This window comes from Streptomyces sp. NPDC029152 (assembly GCF_055564355.1).
On record NZ_JBVHWR010000008.1, the window covers coordinates 182,339 to 204,833 of the forward strand.

Annotated in this window: 16 protein-coding genes; 9 read left to right on the forward strand and 7 right to left on the reverse strand. The window is 73.8% G+C overall.

Annotation, left to right across the window (positions count from 1 at the left end):
- Positions 1–65 precede the first annotated feature (65 nt).
- The 3 genes from ACZ4V6_RS19095 (at position 66) to ACZ4V6_RS19105 (ending at position 2,424) form a co-directional block, all read left to right on the forward strand.
- Positions 66–881 carry a helix-turn-helix domain-containing protein gene (locus tag ACZ4V6_RS19095; protein ID WP_467828584.1) on the forward strand — a complete coding sequence of 272 codons (816 nt, stop codon included), beginning with the start codon at positions 66–68 and terminating at the stop codon, positions 879–881.
- A complete protein-coding gene (locus ACZ4V6_RS19100; protein WP_467828587.1) occupies positions 881–1,129 on the forward strand; it encodes a DUF397 domain-containing protein in 249 nt (82 codons plus the stop codon). Before ACZ4V6_RS19095 ends, ACZ4V6_RS19100 begins: the two co-directional genes overlap by 1 nt.
- A gap of 242 nt (positions 1,130–1,371) precedes the next feature.
- Positions 1,372–2,424 (forward strand): hypothetical protein, encoded by a 1,053-nt coding sequence (locus tag ACZ4V6_RS19105; protein WP_467828589.1) that lies wholly within the window; start codon positions 1,372–1,374, stop codon positions 2,422–2,424.
- Here the strand turns inward: ACZ4V6_RS19105 and ACZ4V6_RS19110 are convergent.
- A complete protein-coding gene (locus ACZ4V6_RS19110; RefSeq protein WP_467828592.1) occupies positions 2,412–3,968 on the reverse strand; it encodes a pectate lyase family protein in 1,557 nt (518 codons plus the stop codon). The two genes, ACZ4V6_RS19105 and ACZ4V6_RS19110, sit on opposite strands and share 13 nt — an antisense overlap.
- 318 nt (positions 3,969–4,286) lie before the next feature.
- On the reverse strand, positions 4,287–5,336 hold the full coding sequence (locus tag ACZ4V6_RS19115; RefSeq protein WP_467828594.1) for a C40 family peptidase: 1,050 nt from the start codon (positions 5,334–5,336) through the stop codon (positions 4,287–4,289).
- 314 nt (positions 5,337–5,650) lie between these two features.
- On the opposite strand from ACZ4V6_RS19115, the gene ACZ4V6_RS19120 reads away from it, so the two are divergent.
- A complete protein-coding gene (locus ACZ4V6_RS19120) occupies positions 5,651–6,004 on the forward strand; it encodes a hypothetical protein (protein ID WP_467828596.1) in 354 nt (117 codons plus the stop codon).
- On the opposite strand, the gene ACZ4V6_RS19125 is transcribed toward ACZ4V6_RS19120, so the two are convergent.
- Positions 5,982–6,995 (reverse strand): tellurite resistance/C4-dicarboxylate transporter family protein, encoded by a 1,014-nt coding sequence (locus ACZ4V6_RS19125; RefSeq protein ID WP_467828599.1) that lies wholly within the window; start codon positions 6,993–6,995, stop codon positions 5,982–5,984. The genes ACZ4V6_RS19120 and ACZ4V6_RS19125 overlap by 23 nt on opposite strands.
- 433 nt (positions 6,996–7,428) lie before the next feature.
- Between ACZ4V6_RS19125 and pcrA the strand changes: the two genes are divergently transcribed.
- Complete coding sequence (gene pcrA, locus ACZ4V6_RS19130; protein WP_467828602.1) at positions 7,429–9,921, forward strand: DNA helicase PcrA; 2,493 nt, start codon at positions 7,429–7,431, stop codon at positions 9,919–9,921.
- A gap of 76 nt (positions 9,922–9,997) precedes the next feature.
- Here pcrA and ACZ4V6_RS19135 read toward each other — a convergent pair whose 3' ends face one another.
- Positions 9,998–11,611, reverse strand: a complete 1,614-nt coding sequence (locus ACZ4V6_RS19135; RefSeq protein WP_467828605.1) for a M23 family metallopeptidase — start codon at positions 11,609–11,611, stop codon at positions 9,998–10,000.
- A 284-nt stretch (positions 11,612–11,895) separates the two neighbouring features.
- Entirely contained in the window at positions 11,896–12,900 is a 1,005-nt protein-coding gene (locus ACZ4V6_RS19140; RefSeq protein ID WP_467828608.1) for an esterase/lipase family protein, read from the reverse strand.
- Positions 12,901–13,394: 494 nt separating this feature from the next.
- On the opposite strand from ACZ4V6_RS19140, the gene ACZ4V6_RS19145 reads away from it, so the two are divergent.
- Positions 13,395–13,811, forward strand: coding sequence for a cobalamin B12-binding domain-containing protein (locus tag ACZ4V6_RS19145; protein WP_467828611.1), 417 nt, complete (start codon positions 13,395–13,397; stop codon positions 13,809–13,811).
- A gap of 318 nt (positions 13,812–14,129) precedes the next feature.
- Here the strand turns inward: ACZ4V6_RS19145 and ACZ4V6_RS19150 are convergent, their stop codons facing one another.
- On the reverse strand, positions 14,130–15,749 hold the full coding sequence (locus ACZ4V6_RS19150; RefSeq protein ID WP_467828613.1) for a DUF5691 domain-containing protein: 1,620 nt from the start codon (positions 15,747–15,749) through the stop codon (positions 14,130–14,132).
- Between the two features lie 23 nt (positions 15,750–15,772).
- Positions 15,773–17,137: an SWIM zinc finger family protein gene (locus ACZ4V6_RS19155; protein ID WP_467828616.1), complete on the reverse strand. Its 1,365-nt coding sequence runs from the start codon at positions 17,135–17,137 to the stop codon at positions 15,773–15,775.
- Between the two features lie 143 nt (positions 17,138–17,280).
- On the opposite strand from ACZ4V6_RS19155, the gene ACZ4V6_RS19160 reads away from it, so the two are divergent.
- The 3 genes from ACZ4V6_RS19160 (at position 17,281) to ACZ4V6_RS19170 (ending at position 22,040) form a co-directional block, all read left to right on the forward strand.
- Complete coding sequence (locus tag ACZ4V6_RS19160) at positions 17,281–18,414, forward strand: ATP-binding protein (protein ID WP_467828618.1); 1,134 nt, start codon at positions 17,281–17,283, stop codon at positions 18,412–18,414.
- A 96-nt stretch (positions 18,415–18,510) separates the two neighbouring features.
- Positions 18,511–20,874 carry a DUF5682 family protein gene (locus ACZ4V6_RS19165; protein WP_467828620.1) on the forward strand — a complete coding sequence of 788 codons (2,364 nt, stop codon included), beginning with the start codon at positions 18,511–18,513 and terminating at the stop codon, positions 20,872–20,874.
- Between the two features lie 11 nt (positions 20,875–20,885).
- Complete coding sequence (locus ACZ4V6_RS19170; protein ID WP_467828981.1) at positions 20,886–22,040, forward strand: VWA domain-containing protein; 1,155 nt, start codon at positions 20,886–20,888, stop codon at positions 22,038–22,040.
- Positions 22,041–22,495 lie beyond the last annotated feature (455 nt).

A 22,495-nucleotide genomic window follows, 5' to 3' on the forward strand; every position in this document is an offset into this window, starting at 1 on the left:
CCTCACGAGTGACGGAGCGGGTACAGCGCGTGGTTGTACCCGGCGTGGCCCCGGCGGAGGTGTGCGTGGCGACCGAGGTGAACTCCCAGCCGCCGATCGCGTGGCGGTACTGCGGCAGCCAGATCAAGATGTGGCGCGCGGAGGCCGGCGTCGGCCGGGAGGCGCTGGCCAAGGAGGCCGGTTACGACTACGAGTACGTCAAGTCGATGGAGAACGGACGCCGTCGGCCCACGCTGCGGCTGCTCCAGGTCGCGGACCAGGTGTGCGGGGCGGGCGGAAAGCTGGTCGCCGCGCAGGAGTACTTGAAGCCGGAGCCGTTTCCGGCGCGGTCGAAGGAGTTCATGGCCATCGAGGCCGAGGCCATCAGCTTCTCCTGCTACGAGCCGCTGCTGATCCCTGGCCTGTTGCAGACGGAGGCCTACGCGCGTGCGCTGATCGGCGGCAGTTCGCCTCCGCTGGATGACGAGACGGTTGCCGAGCGAGTGGCGGCCAGGCTCCGTAGGTCCGAGGCCCTCCGCCGCAAAGTTGGCGTGATGTACGGGTTCGTGATCTACGAAGCTGCGCTGCGTACCAACGTCGGCGGGAGCAAGGTGATGCGTGAGCAGTTGAGGCACCTCTTGGACGTGGGTGTGCTCCGCAATGTCTCGATCCAAGTCCTGCCGTTCGGTCGCTGTAGCGGCGTAGCGCTGAACGGAAGCATTGTTCTGTTGGAGACGCCCGATCACGAGCATTGTGGGTACGTCGAGGCACCAGAAGTCAGCGTCCTGCACAGCAGCCCCGACAAGGTGAGTGCGCTCACCCAGGCTCATGCGATGATCCGCATGCACTGTCTCGGCGTGGAGGAGTCGGCCACGTTCATCAGAAGGGTGGCGGAGGAGTGATGACTGAACGCCTGACATGGTTCAAGTCGAGCTACAGCGACAGTCAGGGCGGCAACTGCCTTGAAGTGGCTCTCGACTGGCGCAAGTCCAGCCGCAGTGACAGTGAAGGCAGCAACTGCGTCGAAGTCGCCCCCTGCCCCCACACCGTGCACGTCCGGGACTCGAAGCTCGGGCGTCGGAGTCCTCGGTTCGCCGTCGCCGGGGGAGCCTGGACGGCCTTCGTCGCCTACGCCCGCACCGGCGCTTGAGCTTCGAGACACGAGCCTCGGGATCCGAGCGGCGTTTGCAAGGAACGGGTGGTGGGGTTCTCCCCACCACCCGCCCTCCCCGCCGCAACCGGCCTCTCTACCGGTCAGGGTGACTTTTCGTGACCGGCTTGCGACGCCCCGTCATGCCCCTCTAGCGTTCGCAGCGATAAACAACCCCGGTCGGGTGTTCACAGCACCCGCCGGGGTCTCACCCCAAGATCGCAGACTCTAGGAACGATCTCGTGGCTTACGAAGACTCTAGCCCCGCCCTGCCCGCACCCGCAGCTCATCCCCTGGCCAATCCCGGCTACGGCAAACGCACGGCCCCCACCGAGTCCGGCGCCGCCTCCCGGCCCGTCGACTTCTCGCACCTCCCCGCCCGCGAGGCCTACATCGCCGCCTACGTCGACCGGCTGCCCGAGGGCGCCGCCATGGACGTGAAGAGCCTCGCCAAAGTGCTGCCCCTGTACGGTCAGCAGGCCGTCCGCAGCGCGCTCAACCACCTCTCCCGCGCCGGGCACCTCCACCGCGTCCGCGGGCTCGTCCTGACCGGCGAGGGCGGGACGCGCTGGGTGTTCCGCACGTTCTGGTCCAGCACCGCCCGCGACAGCGCCTGGTGGGCCCGACTCCTGGGCGGCGACGAGGTCGTGGACGCGGTGAGGCGGATCGAAGACAACGCCGAGGCCGCCCCTTCGGGTGAAGCCGGGCCCCCGCCCACCGCCGCCGCAGCCCACCGCGCCACCGCCTACCGCACCCTCGCCCGGCTCGGCCGCGTCGAGCCCCGGCTCGCCCTGTCCGACGCGGACTGCCACGACCTGACCGACCTGGTCGTCCCGTGGCTGGAGCGGGGCGCGACCCCCGTCTCGCTGACGAAGGCCCTCACCACCGGCCTGCCGGACGACGTCCACGCGCCGCGCGGCCTCGTCGCCCGGCGGCTGCGGGACAAGCTGCCGCCCGTGCCGATGCCGTACGCGGACTGTGGAGCGGAGCCGGACGACGGCGATCCCGGCCCCCGTCTCGTCGGCCGTCTGATGCCGGAGTGCACCGAGTGCGGCGTACCGGGACGTCCCGCCGCGTTCGTCGGTGGGCTGTGCCAGGGCTGCCGCATCGGCTCGCCGCACGGTGCCGCCCCGCGTGAGGTGCCGCCCGCTCCGTCCGCGCCGCCGTCCCGCGCCGCCGTTCTCGCCCGCGAGGCCGTCCTGGCCGCCAGGGGGTCCCGGCCGGGAGCGGCGACGCCCGCCGGCCGGGGTGACGGCCGGCGGGCGCCTTCAGTGCGGGCCGGTCATCCCGCGTAGGTCTCGAACTCGGCGACCTTCGGGGTGCCCGACGCGCTGGTGATCTGGAAGGTGACCTTCTTCAGCGAGGTCGCGGGGAAGGCGATGACTCCCGCGCCGTTGCCCGAGGTCAGGGTCGCGCCGGTGTCGCCGTTGACGACCTTCCAGGAGCCGATGGTGCCGGCGCTGCCCGCCGCCTCCCTGATGTTGACCTTCGACACGGTGGTGGCGGTGCCCCACTTGACGGAGATCGAGCCCGTCGAGCCGGCCGGGGACCAGTAGGTGCTCAGGTCGCCGTCGCGCACGTTGCCGTAGCTCGTGCCGCTCGCCTTGGAGGAGCCGTCGGCGCCGGCCCCGAGGCTGAGGTTGGTGCCGCTGGGCTGGGACGGGCCGGGCGTCGGGTCGGTCGGGTCCGGCGTCGGCTCGGTCGGGTCAGTGGGACCCGGGGACTGGACCGAGCAGCTGCCGTCCGACACCGCCAGGCCCTTGTTCGCGCCCGCCGTCCGGCTCACGATGCCCGGCACGCAGGACGCGTCGTCCAGGCTGTAGGAGTACGGGATGCTGACGCTGGTGTTGGACCGGGGGTCGGGCCCGGCCGGGTTGTTGTCGGTGCCGGGCGCGGACCAGGTCACGTTGTCGAAGATGTTGCCGCTGACCTGCCAGTAGCCGGCCGCGTCGGTGTAGAAGGTGCCGAGGACGTCCTTGGAGTCCTCGAAGTAGTTGTTGTCGACCCTGGCCTTCGCGCCGGCCCGGGAGTTGATGCCGGACTCGTTCAGGTGCACGTAGTGGTTGTTGTAGATGTGGGCGATGCCGCCGCGCAGCAGGGGCGCGCGGGAGTCGAGGTTCTCGTACAGGTTGTGGTGGAAGGTGACGTAGCCGTTGGAGCGGTCGCTCTCGCTGGAGCCGATGAGGCCGCCGCGGCCGGAGTTGCGCAGGACGCTGTAGGACAGGGTCACGTACTGGGTGTTGTCCTTCATGTCGAAGAGGCCGTCGAAGCCCTCCGACTCGCCGCCCGAGGCCTCCAGGGTGGCGTGGTCGACCCAGACGTTGCGGACGTCGCTCTCCATGCCGATGGCGTCGCCGCCGTTGGAGAGGGGCGAGCCGGACTTCTTGACGTTCCGGACGGTCACGTTCTGGATGACGATGTTGCTGGACTCCCGTATGTGGATGCCCAGTTGGTCGAAGACGGCGCCGCTGCCGACGCCGACGATCGTGACGTTGCTGACCTGCTTCAGCTCGATCTTGTCGGCCGCGGTGCTGCAACTGGCGCCCGACACCTTGGTGGTGTTGCCGTGGTTGATGGTGCCCTCGACCTGGATGACGATCGGGGTGCTGCTGGAGGCCCGGTTGCACAGGGCCTGGTGGATCGCGGTGCCCGTGGTGGCGCGGACGGTCTGCCCGCCCGCGCCGCCGGTGGTCCCGCCGTTCTGGGTCGCGTAGCCGGTGGCGCCCGCGGCCGCGGCCGAGGCCGAGGCCCCGGGCGCCGTCAGGACCGCGCCCGCCGCGGCCGCCAGGGCCAGCGTGCCCACCGCGGCCGAGAGCCGTACGGCGACTGGTCGTCTCATGTCTCGCCTCGCCTTTCGTCTTCGCGCGGCGGGGGCGCCGCGCGCCGTTGTCGTTCGGCGGGGCCGTGAGGTTGCCGCCCGGTGGATATGAAGCGGTTTCCCTCGTGCCCGCCCGTCTGCGTTCCGTGGCACGGTGACGTGCTGCGGTGACAGCGCCTTGCACGCGGTTTCAGCTCAGGCAAGTCGGCGAAATGGATTGCTTGAGCTGATCATGACAATCCGCAGGAAGTGAGAAAGCGCTTTCACCGGTCGTGAGAGTAGGGCGGGACCTTCGGCGTGACAAGGGTTCGCGCGCGCATCCGGTCCGGCCCGTCGGTCTCACACCACGCGCGTGGCCCCCGCGAAGGGCATCTGGTCGACGGGCGCGACACGCACCGGCGCCGAGGGGTTCGGGGCGTGGATCATCTGCCCGTTGCCGACGTAGATGCCGACGTGGCTGATGCCGGAGTAGAAGAAGACCAGGTCGCCGGGGGCGAGCTCCGAGCGGGAGACGCGGCGGCCCGCGCCGATCTGGGCGTAGGACGTGCGGGGGAGGGAGACGCCCGCGGCGCGGTAGGCGGCCTGGACGAGCCCCGAGCAGTCGAAGGCGTTCGGGCCGGTCGCGCCCCAGACGTAGGGGCTGCCGAGCTTCTGGTAGGCGTACGCGACGGCCGCCGCGGCCCGGGAGTTCGGTGCCTGGGCGGAAGCGGACAGGCCCTCGCGGGCGCCCGCCGAGCGGGTGGCGCGGCCCGCGCCGTGGGTGAGGGGGGCGCGTTCCTCGGCCGTCAGCCGGGACAGCAGGCGGCGCGCGGTCTCCAGCTTGCCGGTGACGGTGGCACGGTGCCGCTTCAGCTCGGCCCGCCGCGACGTCAGCGAGGCCAGCTCGATCCGGGCGGCCCCGCGCAGCTGCTCGACGTCCCGCAGCTCCTCGCGCGCCCGGCCGACGGCGGCCGTCTGCCGGCTGCCCACCCGCTCGACGAACGCGGCGCCCTCCAGGTACCGGTCGGGGTCGGAGGAGAGCACGAGCTGCAGGGCCGGGTCGAGGCCGCCGCCGCGGTACTGAGCCGCCGCGACCGAGCCCAGCGACTCCCGCGTCGTGTTCAGCCGTTCCTCCTTGCGGGCCACCTCGTCCCGCAGGTCCTCCAGGCGCCGCTCGGCGGCGTCGGCCTTCTCCTTCGCGCCGTTGTACTTCTCGGTGGCGGCCTCCGCCTCCTGGTACAGCTTGTCGACCTCCGCCCTGACCTGCGCCGGGGTCGCTTCCGGGTCGGCGTGCCCGGTCCCGCCCAGCCCGGTCGCGCCGGCCGCGCCCACCAGGGTGACCGTGACGGCCGCGCGGGCCGCCGTCCCGTTGCCCGCGGGGCGCTTGCGTGGCCTGCGATGCGCTGCCACCAGGGATTCACGTCCTTCCATGCCGAGCGCCGGCCGCGGTTCGTGCCGGTCACCTGCCGCAGGACGCTAGGCCGGTCGGTAACGGACCGGTGACGGATTGCGCGGAACTGGCGGTACCGGGCCGGAGGCCGACCGCAAGTGATCACGGGCCGGACGGGGGGCCGTCTTCTTCACGCAGGGTGATGACCGAAATGCCGGATCGGGGACGTGCGGGGGTGGTGAGCTGCTATGGGCCGCACCTGCGCGTCCGAGGCGGCCGGGGCCGGGCGGCCCGGTGTCGGAGCGCGTCCGGCCGCTGATTAGGCTCCGGCCTCATGGACGTACTCATCCACCTCTTCGTCGGGCTGCACATCATCGGCATCGCGGCCCTCCTCGGGGGCTTCCTGACCCAGATGAAGGCGATGGGCCGGGGCGACGCCCGCTTCACCCCCGCCATGCTGCACGGCGCGCTGACGATGCTGGTCACCGGTGCCGTCCTGGTCGGCCTCAACCAGGCCCAGGACTACGCGGTCGACAACGTCAAGATCGGCGTCAAGCTGGCCGTGCTGATCGTCATCCTCGGCCTCGTCTACGTCAAGCGCGACGACGAGAAGGTGGACAAGCCGCTGTTCGGCCTGGTCGGCCTGCTGACCCTGGTGAACGTCTTCATCGCGGTGCTGTGGACCTGACGCCCCCCGCGTCCTCCGCGGTGACGGTCCGCAGTTCCCCCCGCGCCGAGACCACCGCCCCCGCGGCGACCGCCAGCCACCCGGCCACCGCGATCCACACCAGCGCCCGACCCGGCCCGTCCAGCCACGGGACGTCCACGGCGGCGGCGACGGACAGCGTCGCCGCCGCCGTCATGCCGAGGGGGAAGACGGTCGACCAGCGACGCACGTCGTAGCGGAGCCGCGGCCACACGATCTCGCAGACGAGCAGCACGACGTACCAGGCGAGGTCGAGCGCCAGCAGGGCCACGGTCGCGTCGTGCAGCACGGCCGCGTCGTCGTCGTTCCACAGGTACGGGCCGGCGTGGGACGCGGCGAGCAGCTTGGACCCCGCGAGCGCCGAGATGGCGAGCGCGCCGCCCGCGACCCAGTGGTCCCCGGCGCCCCGGGCCACCTGCCGCGGATCGAAACGGAACAGCGCGATGGCGTAGAGCACGAGTCCCAGCCAGAACGGCACCAGCGACACGTGCGCCGGCCAGGCCGTCGACGTGGCCGCGGCCAGCGTGGCGCCCAGCACGGCGAGCCCCTCCGTGGCGACGCAGCCCAGGAACACCGCCCCGGGCATCCGGCGCTCCCAGTGCCGCACGACCGACAGCAGCAGCCCCGGCCACAGCAGCGCGGCCAGCGCCAGCAGCGCCGCCGCCAGGGGCGTCCAGCCGAGCAGCGAGAAACGGGTGCCGAGCACGGTCGTCGCCGCCACCGCGGTGAGCGCGCCCGGCGTCCCCGCCCGCGTCATCCACTTCGCCCGGTCGGTCAGCAGCAGCGAGACGAAGTTCGCCGCCAGCGCCAGCCAGGCGGCGCAGGCCAGGACCAGCACGACACGGGACAGCGGCTCGTGGTGCGTCAGGTGCAGACCGACCGACAGGATGCCGGTCGCCATCACCGCGGCCCCGGCCGCCGGCGGTCGCCGCGCCCACCAGGCGCGCAGGGAGTGCAAGGTGCCGGATGACATGGGCCGATGCTAGGCAGGGCCGCACGCCGGGCCGGACGCACCACGCTGTGCGCCGACGACCCGCCGTCGCGGGGGACCGGCTCCTCGCGGACGTGCGCACCCGGCTCCGGCCGCCGTGCGGTACCTGGCTCCGGCCGCCGTGCGGCACCTGGTTCCGGCCGCCGTGCGGCACCTGGTTCCGGACGCCGTGCGGCACCCGGCTCCGGCGCCGCGTGGCACCCGGGTCCGGACGCCGTGCGGCACCCGGCTCCGGCGCCGCGTGGCGCCCGGGTCCGGCGGAGACCGCCGGGGCCGCGCCCGGCGCCTTTCGTGGCCTCCGGCGCACGGGTCGCTCCGTGTGACGGCGCCCGCCGCGGGGGACCGGGCCGCGGATGCCGGCCATTTTCCGGGGTGGCGACCGGTTGTCGGTGAGGCGCCCTAGACTCGGAGAGCGATGAGCAGCCTCTTTGACGAAAGCTTCCTGGCGAGCCTCCAGACCCCGCACGGTCACGAGGAGGAACCCCCGCCGCCACCCGAGGACGATTACGTGACGGAGCCGGTTCCGCACGATCTGTTCGGCGGGAAGTTCGACGTGCCGCCGGACCGGGACACCCACTACCGGGACGGCGCCCCGCGCCCGGTCCTGGACCCGGCCGCGCTCCTGGAGGGGCTGAACGACAACCAGCGCGCCGCCGTCGTGCACTCCGGCTCCCCGCTGCTCATCGTGGCCGGCGCCGGCTCCGGCAAGACCCGCGTGCTCACCCACCGCATCGCCCACCTGCTGGCCGCGCGGAACGTCCACCCGGGCCAGATCCTCGCGATCACCTTCACCAACAAGGCCGCGGGCGAGATGAAGGAGCGCGTCGAGCAGCTCGTCGGCCCGCGCGCGAACGCCATGTGGGTCATGACGTTCCACAGCGCCTGCGTGCGCATCCTGCGCCGCGAGTCGAAGAGGCTCGGCTTCACGTCCTCCTTCTCGATCTACGACGCCGCCGACTCCAAGCGCCTGATGGCGCTCGTCTGCCGTGACCTGGACCTGGACCCGAAGCGCTTCCCGCCGAAGTCCTTCAGCGCGAAGATCAGCAACCTGAAGAACGAGCTGATCGACGAGGAGGACTTCGCCGCGCGGGCCGCCGACGGCTTCGAGAAGACCCTCGCCCAGGCCTACGCCCTCTACCAGTCGCGGCTGCGCGAGGCCAACGCCCTCGACTTCGACGACCTGATCATGACGACGGTCAACCTGCTGCGCGCCTTCCCGGACGTCGCCGAGCACTACCGCCGCCGCTTCCGGCACGTCCTGGTCGACGAGTACCAGGACACCAACCACGCCCAGTACGCCCTCGTGCGCGAGCTGGTCGGCATCCCCTCGGAGCACCCCGCCGACGTGCCGCCCGGGGCCGAGGCCCCGCCCGCCGAGCTGTGCGTGGTCGGTGACGCCGACCAGTCGATCTACGCCTTCCGCGGCGCCACCATCCGCAACATCCTCCAGTTCGAGGAGGACTACCCGGACGCGACGACGATCCTGCTGGAGCAGAACTACCGCTCCACCCAGACCATCCTCAGCGCCGCCAACGCCGTCATCGAACGCAACGAGTCCCGCCGCCCGAAGAACCTGTGGACCAACCAGGGCGCCGGCGCGCGGATCACGGGCTACGTCGCCGACACCGAGCACGACGAGGCCCAGTTCGTCGCCGACGAGATAGACCGCCTCACCGACGCGGGCGAGGCCCGGGCCGGCGACGTCGCCGTCTTCTACCGCACCAACGCCCAGTCCCGCGTCTTCGAGGAAGTGTTCATCCGCGTCGGCCTGCCCTACAAGGTCGTCGGCGGCGTCCGCTTCTACGAGCGCAAGGAGGTCCGGGACGTCCTGGCCTACCTGCGCGTCCTCGCCAACCCCGAGGACTCGGTGCCGCTGCGCCGCATCCTCAACGTCCCCAAGCGCGGCATCGGCGACCGCGCCGAGGCGATGATCGACGCGCTCGCCCAGCGGGAGAGGATCAGCTTCCCGCAGGCCCTGCGCCGCGTGGACGAGGCGTACGGCATGGCCGCGCGCTCCGCGAACGCCGTCAAGCGGTTCAACACGCTCATGGAGGACCTCCGCACCATCGTCGAGTCCGGCGCCGGCCCGGCGACCGTGCTGGAGGCCATCCTCGAACGCACCGGCTACCTCGCCGAGTTGCAGTCCTCCACGGACCCGCAGGACGAGACCCGCATCGAGAACCTCCAGGAACTCGCCGCCGTAGCCCTGGAGTTCGAGCAGGAGCGGGCCGAGGGCGAGGGCGAGGGCGCCGGGACCCTGGCCGACTTCCTGGAGCGGGTCGCGCTGGTCGCCGACTCCGACCAGATCCCCGACGAGGAGGACGGCGACGGCGTCGTCACCCTCATGACCCTGCACACCGCCAAGGGCCTGGAATTCCCGGTCGTCTTCCTCACCGGCATGGAGGACGGCGTCTTCCCGCACATGCGCGCCCTCGGCCAGACCAAGGAGCTGGAGGAGGAACGGCGCCTGGCCTACGTCGGCATCACGCGCGCGCGAGAGCGGCTGTACCTGACCCGGTCCACGCTGCGCAGCGCCTGGGGGCAGCCGTCGTACAACCCGCCCTCGCGCTTCCTCGAGGAGATCCCGGCGCCCCACCTGGAGTGGAAGCGCACCGGGGCGAACGGGCCCGCGCCCTCCGCGCCGGTCTCGGGAGTGGCGGCCTCGCTGTCGTCGTCCCGGTCCCGCTCCTCGGCGTCGGGCGCGTCCGGTTTCGCCACGCGCCGGTCCGCCTCCGAGAAGCCGACGGTCTCGCTCGCGGTCGGCGACCGTGTCACGCACGACCAGTTCGGGCTCGGCACGGTGGTCGGCGTCAAGGGCACGGGGGCGAACGCCGAGGCGTCGATCGACTTCGGGGACACCAAGCCGAAGCGGCTGCTGCTGCGGTACGCGCCGGTGGAGAAGCTCTGAGCAGGTGCTGAGGGCGCTCAGCGGGTGAGCCGCGCCGGAGGGCGCGGCTCGCGGTGGCTGCCGGGACGGTGCTCCGTCACTGCGGGTCGAGGCCGTGGCTGCGCAGCCACGAGAGCGGGTCGATCGCCCCTCCGCCGGCCGGCCGCACCTCGAAGTGCAGGTGCGGTCCGGTCGAGTTGCCCGTGTCGCCGGAGAGCGCGATCGGATCGCCGGCCTTGACCTTCGCTCCGTAGGGAACCTGGTAACTGGAGAGGTGGCAGTACCACGTCTCGGTGCCGTCCTTCGCGGTCAGGATCAGCATGTTCCCGTACGCGACGTTGAACTGCGTGCGCACCGTGCCGTCGGTCGCCGCCATCACCTTCGTGCCGTACGTCACGGGGAAGTCGATGCCGGTGTGCGCGGACATCCAGTTGATGCCGGCCTGGCCGTAGTAGGCGCTGAGTCCGTGCTGCTCGACCGGGAGCGCGAACTTGGGGCGCAGCCGCTCCTTGCGGGCCGCCTCCTTCGCCGCCCTCTTCTTCTCCAGAGCCTGCTCGGCCTCGAGGTCGATGCGCTCCTGCGTCCGGCTGGCCCGGTCGGCGAAGTCGTCGGCACCGGCGGAAAGACTCGCGAGCTGCGTGTCCAGCTTGTTGTTGGCGGTGGAGGGCTTCACCGGCGCGGCGCCCGTGTCGGCCGCCGACGCGGCGGTCTCCTTGCCGTCCTCACCGTTCAGGCCGCCGACGGAGGCCGCGGCGATGCCGGCCACGCTCATCACGCAGGCCGAGGGGACCGCGATGGTCATCAGCGCCGAGCGCTTGGCCGGCTGACGCCGACGGGAACGCGCCGCGGTCCGGGAGGCGGTGCGCGCGGCCGGGACCAGGGGGGCCGGGACGACCTCTTCCTGGTCCTCCAGCAGAGTGGTCATGGCCGGGAGTTCGCCGGTGTCGGTCGTTCCGTCGTCGTGCGGGGCGGGATCCCCGGCATCGGCCGGTGCGGCGTCCGTCACGGTGTCCTGCACCGCCGCGCCGTCCGAGTTCCACTGCGTGGCGTCGTAGGCACCGGTGTCGAACGTTCCGGTGCCGAACGTGCCGGTGCCGAAGGCCACCGCTTCGAAGGGTCCGGTCCCGGAGGCCTCTGTTCCGAAGGACCCCGTCGTGAAGGTCCCGGTCGCGAAGGTCTGGGTGCCCCAGTCCCACTGCTGGGTCCGGTCGGCGGGGTCGCCGGACCGGTCGGCCCGGTCCCAGGCGCCCGTGTCCCACTGGCCCGTCGACTCGACGCTCGTCGCCTGTGCCGGCACCGTGACGGGCTGCTGGGCACCGGCCGTCCACGTGGTCGTGTCGTAGGCGCCGGTGTCGTAGGCGGCGTGGTGCCGGGCCGCGTACGAGTCGTGGTGGAGCGTCTGGTGGCCGCCGGTCGCCCACTGGGCGGAGTCGTACGCGCCCGTGGTGGTGGCGTAGGCACCGGTGGTGTCGTACGAGCCGGTGTCGTAGTCGTTCGCGGCCTGGTCCGGGAGGCCCCCGAAGAGCGGATCCGCGGCGAAGCCCGCCGTGGCGTGGAGCCCGGTGGCGAAACCGGTGGTGTCGTGGCCGCCGTACGTGGTGAGGTCGCCGTACCGGGCTTCCCCGGTGCCGTACGACGCGTAGTGCGCCGGGTCGGCGTCGGAAGCCGGGGCCGGGGTGGTCATGTCCCCCGACGGGTGACGGTCGTTCACCAACTTCTCTTTCGCCTCGACAACAGGGCTGCCAGAGCAGTGCGGCGACTGTACCCGGCGGTATGCGGGCGCGACAATCTTCTGCAGGTTTCGCGCGCGCAGGAAACGGGCAATCGGCCGTGTTTCGGGGGACGGCGGGCAAGAGCTTGGTTTTGTGTTCGACGCTTGTTCGACATTGACCGGAGTGTGTCCGCGGAGGTCATCGCCGTGGTGATCGCCTCGGCGGGCACCCCGGAGACCTTTCCGGCGGCCGATCGGGTGAGGATTCCGTGAGGGTCGCGGCCTCAGGCGACGGTCAGTCCGCCGGAACGGCCGCCGGCCGCCGTGCCCGGTTCCGGCCCGGGCGTGTCGAGCGCCTGCCGCACCCCGGTGGCCACGGCGGGGTGCACGGGAAGGGCGAGGTGGCCGACGCCGCTCACCCGGACGTTCTGGACGGTCAGGTCGGGGTGGTCGAGGCAGGCCGTCTCCAGCGGGTCCATCACGCGGTCCAGGTCGCTCCAGAAGCTGACGAACCGCGTACGGCAGCCGGGCGCCGGCAGGGCCAGCTCCTCCAGCAGCGGCGAACCGGGGCGCATCTGGCGCACGATCGGGTGGGCGTTCGCCAGCGGCAGCACCCGGGTGCCCGCGTGCGGGGTGCCGAGCGTCACGAGCGTCCGGACGCGGAGGTCGCCGCCGAGACGCTGCACGTAGTACCGGGCGATCAGGCCGCCGAGGCTGTGTCCGACGACGTCGACGCGGTCACTGCCCGTGCGTTCGCAGATCTCCTCGATGTGCCGGCCGAGCAGCTCGGCCGCGCAGCGGATGTCGCAGGTCAGCGGCGAGTAGTTCAGCGACTCGACCTGCTGCCTGCCGTGCTGGGCCAGGCTGCGGCGCAGAAGGAGGAAGACCGAGCGGTTGTCGATGAAACCGTGCAGCAGGACGACCGGGGGGCGGACGCGGGCCGGCAGCTGCGCGGTGGGTGCGGAGGAGGACTCGGTGTCCCGGGAACCGGCCCGGGACGGCTCGGGGACGCACCGGCGCTCCTGGACGATGCCGGAGGGGTAGAGGAGGAGGTGTCCGGCGAGGATCGCGGCCTCCAGGGCGGTGGCCTTCAGGAGGGTCACGGAGAGCCCCGTCACCTTGCCGGGAAGGCCGGAGAGGCCCGCGAAGCCGGTGAGGACCGACATTCCCGGGAGCGCCGCGAGTCCCGGCAGGGCCGGGATCGCCGGGAGCGCCGAAAAGGACGGGAGGGCGGGCAGGAAACGCTGACAGAGCGGGAGAAGGGGAAGTGCTGCCGTCGTGACCTTCATGGGCCGACCTCCTGTCGGCACGCGGAGGGACGCCTCTGTCCCCGTGTGCCCTTGTGGAGAGCCGTGACACCGGTGGTGGGTGGTGTTCGCGAGGTTTACATAAACCAGTGTGTCAGTGCAGTGGGTTCTGTGCCCTCCGGTGCCGTTGGATACGGCGACGGACCCGCGGCTGCTCCGTCCTGTCCTCGCTGCGGTTCTCCGTGCGCGTGTTCCCGCCGCGGTCCCTGCGACTCCGGTGCGCGGCGAACGTGTCTCACCGTGTGATTTCCCCCTCTGTCTCCACCGCGAAACTGCCGGTTGCGGGATGCTGGCGATAACGTTCGTTCACTTCCCCGGACGGCATGGTGCGGGGTGTCTGTGCCGTGAGGGCGCACACTTCGCGCACTTGGTGCGGAATGTGTGGCCCATGCGCACCGTGCTCCTGTGTACGGGCATGGGTGATGTGTGCGGTACTTGTCGGTACGGATGGATGTAGTCGCTTCATGGAGGCAGTGATGGGTGTGGCAGCCGGTCCGATCCGCGTGGTGGTGGCCAAGCCGGGGCTCGACGGCCACGATCGCGGGGCCAAGGTGATCGCGCGGGCCCTGCGCGACGCCGGTATGGAGGTCATCTACACCGGGCTCCACCAGACGCCCGAGCAGATCGTGGACACCGCGATCCAGGAGGACGCCGACGCGATCGGGCTGTCCATCCTCTCCGGTGCGCACAACACGCTCTTCGCCGCCGTGATCGACCTGCTGCGGGAGCGGGACGCGGCGGACATCCTGGTCTTCGGCGGCGGGATCATCCCCGAGGCGGACATCGCCCCGCTGAAGGAGAAGGGCGTCGCGGCGATCTTCACCCCCGGCGCCACGACGGCGTCGATCGTGGACTGGGTACGGGCGAACGTACGGCAGCCGGCGGAGGCGTAACCGCTCCGCTCCGCCGACGGGGCGCTCCGCCGACGGGGCGGGTGCGGCGGACTCCGCCGACGGGCGGGTACGGGCGGCCCGCGCGGACGTCCGCAGCCACGCGACGCCCGAGCGCACGCCCCCGAAGGACGGCACCGGAGGACGGCACCGGGGAGGTGTGTGCCGGTGTGACGGCGCGTCGGGGCGGCTCGGCCGGGGGCGCGCGGCGGCGCCCGCGGGCCGCGGCGCCGGGCCGTGCGTCCCGCCTCGGGCCGCGGCGCCGTCAGGTGCGCCGGGCCTCGTGCGCCGCGCGGCCGCCTCCGCCCGGTGCCGCACCCCTCACACCGCCCCCAACTCCTCGGTCATCGCCGCGCGCAACCGCAGTGTCGTGACCAGCCGTTGGAACGCCTCCGCCCAGTAACCGCCCGCCCCCGGCGACGCGTCCTCCGGTTCGTCCGGCACCGCCAGCAGCCCGTCCAGGCGGCCGGCCTCGGACGGGTCGAGGCAGCGCTCGGCCAGGCCCATGACGCCGCTGAAACTCCAGGGGTAACTTCCGGCGTCCCGGGCGATGTTGAGCGCGTCGACCACCGCCCGTCCGAGCGGCGGAGCCCACGGCACCCCGCACATGCCGAGCAGCTGGAACGCCTCCGACAGGCCGTGCGTCGCGATGAACCCCGCGACCCACTCGGCCCGTTCACCCGCGCCGAGCGTACCGAGCAGCTTGGCCCGCGCGGCCAGGGACACCGCGCCGGGGCCGCCCGCCTCCGGCGCCGTAGGCGCTCCCAGCAGCGCCCTCGCCCACGCGGCGTTCCGCTGCCGTACCGCGGCCCGGCACCACGCCGCGTGCAGCTCGCCCTGCCAGTCGTCCGTCACGGGCAGCGCGACGATCTCCTCCGGTGTGCGCCCGCCCAGCCGGGCCGGCCAGATCCCGAGCGGCGCCGCCTCCACCACCTGGCCGAACCACCAGGACCGCTCGCCCCGCCCCGCGGGCGGCTGGGGCACGACCCCGTCCCGCTCCATGCCCGCGTCGCACTCGTGCGGCGCCTCCACGGTGATCACCGGTGGGTCCGGGGCGCGGTCCAGCGACACGCACGTCAGGGCCCGTGCCGCCATCCGCGCGGCCAGCGCCGAGTCCGGCAGCGCCGACAGCAGCTCGGCCGCCGTCGCCCGTACGTTGCGGCTGCGGTCGGCCAGCGCCTGCTCGAGGAACGGCTCGTCCGCCGGCGTCAGCCCCGCCCGCAGGGAGTCGAGGAACATCAGCCGGTCCTCGGCCCGTTCCGTCGTCCAGGTCGAGGCGAGCAGTGCGCGGGCGGCGGCGGGATCGCGGGAGCGCAGGGACGCCAGCAGGGCGACGCGCTCGGCGAACAGACCCTCCTGCCACAGCCGCCGTACCCGCTCCGCGGCCTCGGGACCGGGCAGCGCGGTGCCGCCGCCCGGCGTGGCGCGCAGGACGAACCGCCAGTCCGGGTTCAGCCGGGCCAGCCACAGGGCGCGCGGCCCCGCGAAGGCCAGCGCCGCCGGGCGCAGGTCCGTGCGCCCCCGGGCCGCGTCCAGCAGGGCCGGAAGCGCTTCGGGCGGTGCCGCGAAACCGCGGGCGTTCGCCGCCGCCAGCCACTGGGGCAGCAGCTCCATCAGGTCGGGCGCCGTGCCTCTGCGTCCGCCGCCCGCCGTTCCGGGGCGGTCGGCGAGGAGCGTCGTGAGCCGGCGGGCGGCCGCGGCCGGCAACGGCGGACGGTCGTCGTCGGGAGCCGGCTCCGGGCGCCGGGCCGCGCGGGCCGGGGTCAGTCCGGCGCGTCTGCGGACGGTTTCCACGGCCGCGGCGTCCAGCAGCGCCGCCGGTGCGTCCCGGCCGGGCTCGCAGCCCCGGGGGGTGCGCCGCTGCGTGCCGAGCAGCGCCGAGGTGACGAGTTCCTCCCAGGCGGCCGACGGGGGAGCCTGCGGAGCGGGCGTCCTGGTCATGCGGTTCCCTTCCGTGGGGCGGGTCAGCACAGCGACACCGCCGGACCCGGTCCGCCGGGCCAGGCCGTCAGCGGGGTGAAGCCCCGGTGGCCGCATTCGCCGAAGACCGTGACCGGCCTGCCGCCCGCCAGGGCGACCAGGCGCCACAGGCCGGGACGGTCGCGGGCCGCCGGGGTGAGGGGCAGCGCCGTGTCCCCGTCGGCGTCCGCCAGTTGCCAGGAGTCGCCGTCCGGTACGGGCACGACCCGGCCCAGGGTCACCGGGACCGACTCCAGCCACGGATCGTCGCCGAGGGCCTCGCCGTAACGGGCGACCGCGCGGGAGGCCGTCACTCCCGGCGGGCGCGCCTCCGTCCACGAGGGCGGCGCGAACTGCTTGCCGAGCGCGACCCGCCGCTGTCCGGCGCCCGGGTGGAAGGACACCTCCGCCTCCAGCGTCAGACCCACCGGAAGCGCGAGCTCCGGGGCCCGGCCCGCGGCCCCGTAGGAGAGGAGCAGCGCGGTGCGGTCCGACCCGGTGCCGTACAGCCAGACGCGCCGGGTCGTCAGCCGCGGGTCCGCCGTGTCGTACTGGGCGAGGACCAGCCACCGGTCCCGCACCGGCGGGCCGTCCGCCGAGGCGGGCAGGCCGACGCGCGAACGGACCGTCGCCGCCAGCGCGTCCGGAAGCCGCTCGCGGCGCAGCCAGCCCCGGTCGAGGAGGTGGAGCAGGGCGCACTCCTCCAGCAGCCGGACCGGCCAGCCGGGACCGGACGACGGCAGGGCGCCCAACTCGCGCACCCGGGCGGCCAGCCCGGGCGCCTGGGCGTCGACCATGCGGGCAGCGGTCTCCTCCCACCACGCGTACCCGGCCTGCTCCGCGCCGGCCAGGCCGTCGCGCAGCAGGTCCGCCAGGCGCTGCTCCAGCTCCGTCGCGCCCGCGGTGATCCGCTCGGCCCGGCGCTCCGCCCGCCGTCGCGCCGCCTCGGGATCACCGGTCCCGTCCGCGTCCCCCGAGGAGCCCCCCGCACCCCCCGTCCCCCTCTCCGCCGCCCGCTCACGTCTGTCCGCGATCCACCGCTGCGCCCAGTCCGGCGCCTCGGCCCGCGGCACCGCGTCCGCGTCGCCCGCCCACAGGAGCAGCAGCCCGAGCGCGTGCTTGCACGGGAACTTCCGGCTCGGACAACTGCACGTGCAGGCGGGCCCGGTCACGTCCGTGACGTCGACGGCCGTCCGGTACGGCGTGCTGCCGCTCCCCTTGCACAGCCCCCACACCGTGCCCTCGCCTGAACTCCCCGTCCCGGACCACGGGCCGGCCGCGCCGAGTTTGCTGCCCGCTTTGCGCGACGCGGCGTCAGGTGCCAGTGCCAGCACCTGGTCCGCGGTCCAGCGCGCCCCCTGCTGAGTCATGTCCCCGAAGGTAGAACGTGCCACTGACAACCGGCCCCGCAAGAGCGCTCGCCGGGTCGTTCGCACAGGTCAAAGTGATTGTCAGTGGTGTGGTGCACGGTTGGTGCCAGACCGAACCGGCCGCGCTGGAGGGGGACTCCGCCATGACTGTGTCCGCAGAACAGACGTCCGTCGATCCGCCCCGGGACGGGACCGTCGCGGAGGCGTTGCGGCCGCACGCCGAGCACGCCTTCGCGGCCGAACTCGCCGCCCTGGCGGCGCAGGACGACCGCCCGCGCCCGGCCCGCTGGAAGCTGTCGCCGTGGGCCGTCGTCACGTACCTGCTCGGCGGCACGCTGCCCGACGGCACGGTGATCACTCCGAAGTACGTGGGACCGCGCCGCATCGTCGAGGTCGCCGTCGCCACCCTGGCCACCGACCGCGCGCTGCTCCTGCTGGGCGTGCCCGGGACGGCGAAGACGTGGGTGTCCGAGCACCTCGCCGCCGCCGTCAGCGGCGATTCGACCCTGCTGGTGCAGGGCACCGCCGGCACCCCCGAGGAGGCCATCCGCTACGGCTGGAACTACGCGCGGCTGCTCGCCCACGGCCCCGGCCGCGACGCCCTGGTGCCCAGCCCGGTCATGCGGGCCATGGCCGAGGGGGCGACCGTCCGCGTGGAGGAACTGACCCGCATCCCGGCCGACGTGCAGGACACGCTCATCACCATCCTGTCGGAGAAGACGCTGCCGATACCGGAGCTGGGCCAGGAGGTGCAGGCGGTCCGCGGCTTCAACCTGATCGCCACCGCCAACGACCGCGACCGCGGGGTCAACGACCTCTCCAGCGCGCTGCGCCGCCGCTTCAACACGGTGGTGCTGCCGCTGCCCGGGAGCACCGAGGCGGAGGTCGACATCGTCACGCGCCGCGTCGACCAGATCGGCCGGTCCCTCGATCTGCCGGCCGTGCCCGACGGCGTCGACGAGATCCGGCGGGTCGTCACCGTCTTCCGCGAGCTGCGCGACGGGGTGACGGCCGACGGGCGCACGAAACTGAAGTCGCCCAGCGGCACCCTGTCGACGGCCGAGGCCATCTCCGTCGTCACCGGCGGCCTCGCGCTGGCCGCCCACTTCGGGGACGGAGTGCTGCGCTCCGACGACGTCGCCGCCGGCGTCCTCGGCGCCGTCGTCCGGGACCCGGCCGCCGACCGCGTCGTCTGGCAGGAGTACCTGGAGACCGTCGTCCGCGAGCGCGACGGCTGGAAGGACTTCTACCGCGCCTGCCGGGAGGTGAGCGCGTGAACGGCGTGCGGACGCGGTCGCGGGCGGTCCTTCCGGTCACCGGCCCGAGGGGGGACGACGGGGACTCGACCTGGTCCCGGAGGCGGAGGGGACGGCGTGAGGGGCACTGACGGGGAGGCCGGGAGGGAGCCCGGGGACGGGCCGCTGCTGCTCGGCGTGCGTCATCACGGGCCCGGGTCGGCACGGGCGGTCCGGGCGGCGCTGGAGGCGACCCGGCCGGGGGTCGTGCTGATCGAGGGCCCGCCCGAGGCCGACGCCCTCCTCCCGCTCGCCGCCGACGAGGACATGCGGCCGCCGGTAGCCCTGCTCGCCCACGCCGTGGACGAACCCGGCCGCTCGGTGTTCTGGCCGCTGGCCGAGTTCTCCCCGGAGTGGGTGGCCGTCCGCTGGGCCCTGGAACACGACGTACCGGCCCGCTTCATCGACCTCCCGGCCGCGCACACGCTGGCGTGGGACGCCCCCGGGAGCGCGATGACGGACACGGGCCCGGGGGAGGAGGAGCACGAGCCGGACGCCGGCTCCGGCGTGCGGGCCGATCCGCTGGCCGCGCTCGCCCGGGCCGCAGGCCACGACGAACCGGAGCGGTGGTGGGAGGACGTCGTCGAGCACCGGGGCGGCGGAGAGGGGGACGCGCTCGCGCCGTTCACCGCGCTGGAAGAGGCCATGGGGGCGCTGCGGGAGACGGAGGAGGACGGCGGACGCGACCGGGACCTCGTCCGGGAGGCGTACATGCGCCTGCGGGTGCGGGCCGCGCAGCGCGAGTCCGGGGCGGGCGTGGCCGTGGTGTGCGGGGCCTGGCACGTGCCCGCGCTGCGCCGCAGGGTCACCGTCGCCGCCGACCGGGCCCTGCTGAAGGGGCTGCCCAGGACCAAGGTGGACATGACCTGGGTGCCCTGGACCCACCGCAGGCTCTCCCGGGCCGGCGGATACGGGGCGGGCATCGACTCGCCCGGCTGGTACGGGCACCTGTTCCGCACCCCGGACCGGCCCGTCGAACGCTGGCTGGCCGAGGTGGCCGGGCTGCTGCGGGAGGAGGACCAGGCCGTCTCCCCGGCCCACGTCATCGAGGCGGTGCGGCTGGCCGAGACCCTCGCGGCGGTGCGCGGCCGGCCGCTGCCCGGTCTGAGCGAGACGACGGACGCCGTACGGGCGGTGATGTGCGGGGGCTCGGACGTGCCGCTGGCCCTGGTGCACGACCGGCTGGTCGTCGGGGACGTGCTGGGTGAGGTGCCGGCGGGGGCGCCCGCGGTGCCGTTGCAGCGCGACCTCGCGCGGATCCAGCGGCGGCTGCGGCTCAGACCGGAGGCACGGGAGCGGGAGCTGGGGCTCGACCTGCGCAAGGAGACCGACGCGGGCCGCAGCAGACTGCTGCACCGGCTGCGGCTGCTCGGCATTGGATGGGGGGAGCCGGCCGGCTCGCGGGGCGGCACGGGCACGTTCCGGGAGACCTGGCGGCTGCGGTGGGAGCCCGAGCTGTCCGTGCGGATCGCCGAGGCCGGGGTGTGGGGCACGACCGTGCTCGCCGCCGCTACCGCCAAGGCCGAGGCGGACGCCCTCGCCGCCCGGAGACTCGCCGAGGTCACCGCGCTCGCCGAACGCTGTCTGCCGGCCGGACTGCCGGACGCGCTCCCCACGGTCATGCGGGTCCTCACCGACCGGGCGGCGCTCGACACGGACGTCGGCCACCTCGCCCAGGCCCTGCCCGCCCTCGTCCGCGCGCTGCGCTACGGCGACGTGCGCGGCACCGACACCGGCGCGCTGGCCACGGTCGCCGCGGGGCTCGCCGAGCGGGTCTTCGTCGGCCTCCCCGCGGCCTGCGCCGCGCTGGACGCCGACGCCGCCGAGGAGATGCGGCGGCACGTGGACGCCGTGCACGGGGCGGTGGGCCTGCTCGGCGACGACCCCGCGCCCGGCCACGGCGGCCTGCGGCCCCGCTGGCAGGCGGTGCTGCGGACGCTGTCCGTGCGGGACACCGTGGCCGGCGTCGTCCGGGGCCGCGCCGTGCGGCTCCTGCTGGACGACGGCGCGCTCGCGGCGGACGAGACGGCGCGGCTCATGGCGCTCGTCCTCTCACCGGGCACACCGCCGGCGGACGCGGCGGCCTGGATCGAGGGCTTCGTCGGAGGCGGATCCGGGGGCGGGATGCTCCTCGTCCACGACGAGCGGCTGCTCGCCCTGGTCGACGCCTGGCTGACCGGCGTACCGGCGGGCGCGTTCACGGACGTGCTGCCGCTGCTGCGACGCACCTTCTCGGCCTACGAACCAGGGGTGCGCCGCACCCTCGGTGAGCTGGTCCGGCGCGGACCGGAGGGGCGCGGCGCCGTGACGGCGGCCGGCTCGGCCGTACCCGGCTTCGGCGCGGGGTCCGACACCGCGCGCGCGGACGCCGTGCTGCCGGTGGTCCGCCTCCTGCTCGGGCCGGACGCGGAGGACGACGATCTCGTGGGGGTGGACGCGTGACGACCGAGGACATGCGGACGGACCCGGCGCAGGAGCGGCTGCGGCGGTGGCGGCTCGTGCTCGGCGGTGACACGGCCGACGGCACCGGATGCGCGCTGTCCGGACGGGACGCCGCGATGGACGGGGCGCTCACCGCGCTCTACGGGAAGAGCGGCGGGCCGGGGAAGCGGCGGGACCGCTCGGCGGGGCTCGGCGCCTCGGCGCCGTCCGTGGCGCGCTGGCTGGGGGACATCCGGACCTACTTCCCGTCCTCCGTCGTGCAGGTCATGCAGCGGGACGCCATCGACCGGCTGGGCCTCGCCTCCCTGCTGCTGGAGCCGGAGATGCTCCAGGCCGTGGAGGCCGACGTCCACCTCGTCGGCACGCTGCTGTCCCTCCACGAGGCGATGCCGGAGACGACGAAGGAGACGGCGCGGGCCGTCGTCCGCAAGGTCGTCGAGGACCTGGAGAAGCGGCTCGCCACCCGCACCCGGGCCGCCCTCACCGGCGCTCTCGACCGCAGCGCGCGGGTCGGCCGGCCCCGCCACCACGACATCGACTGGAACCGCACGATCGCCGCGAACCTCAAGCACTACCTGCCCGAGCACCGGACGGTGGTGCCGGAGCGGCTCATCGGCTACGGGCGGGCGTCGCGCTCGGTGAAGAAGGAGGTCGTCCTCTGCATCGACCAGTCGGGATCGATGGCGGCGTCCGTCGTCCACGCCTCCGTGTTCGGGGCGGTACTGGCCTCCATGCGGTCGATCGACACCCGGCTGGTCGTCTTCGACACGGCGGTCGCCGACCTCACCGACCGGCTCGACGATCCGGTGGACGTGCTCTTCGGCGTGCAACTGGGCGGCGGGACGGACATCAACCGGGCGCTGGCCTACTGCCAGTCGCAGATCACCCGGCCCTCGGAGACGGTGGTCGTGCTGATCAGCGACCTGTACGAGGGAGGCATACGCGACGAGATGCTCAAGCGCGTCGCGGCGATGAAGGCGGCGGGGGTGCAGTTCGTGACACTGCTGGCCCTGTCCGACGAGGGGGCGCCCGCGTACGACCGGGAGCACGCGGCGGCGCTGGCCGCACTGGACACACCGGCCTTCGCCTGCACGCCGGATCTCTTCCCGGAGGTGATGGCGGCGGCGCTCGAGAAGCGGCCCTTGCCGGTGCCCGACGCCGGATGACGGCGCGGCGACGTGCGGTGGCCCTTTCCCGCGCAGCGGAACGGACATCGCCCCCCATCGGTGACGGAGGGCTTGCGCACCCTCCGGAGTCCCGCGCGGGGATCGCGCGTCCGTTCCGCCGCGCGGGAGGAAGCTCCCCTCGATCTCGTCAGCAGTCCTGCCCGGTGCCGCCCCGCGCGTGACGTGCACGGCGGCCGGGTGGCGTGCGCTGCGCCCGGCGCTGCCGGCGGGCGGAGTGTGCGTGCTCGGTCCGCTCTGCGGGGAGCGGGCGCGGGCGGCCGGGGGAGTGCCGTCGGCGGGGTCCTGGACGCCGTTCCGGAGGAGCGCGACGGACCTCACCGGGCCGGCCCCGGCCCGGTGAGGTCCCTCAGCGCCCACCGCCCGCCCGCCCGGCCCGTGCCCGCCGCGCGGCGCCCCGCCCTCCGTCCCCCTCCCCGCACCCCTCACATCCGGCA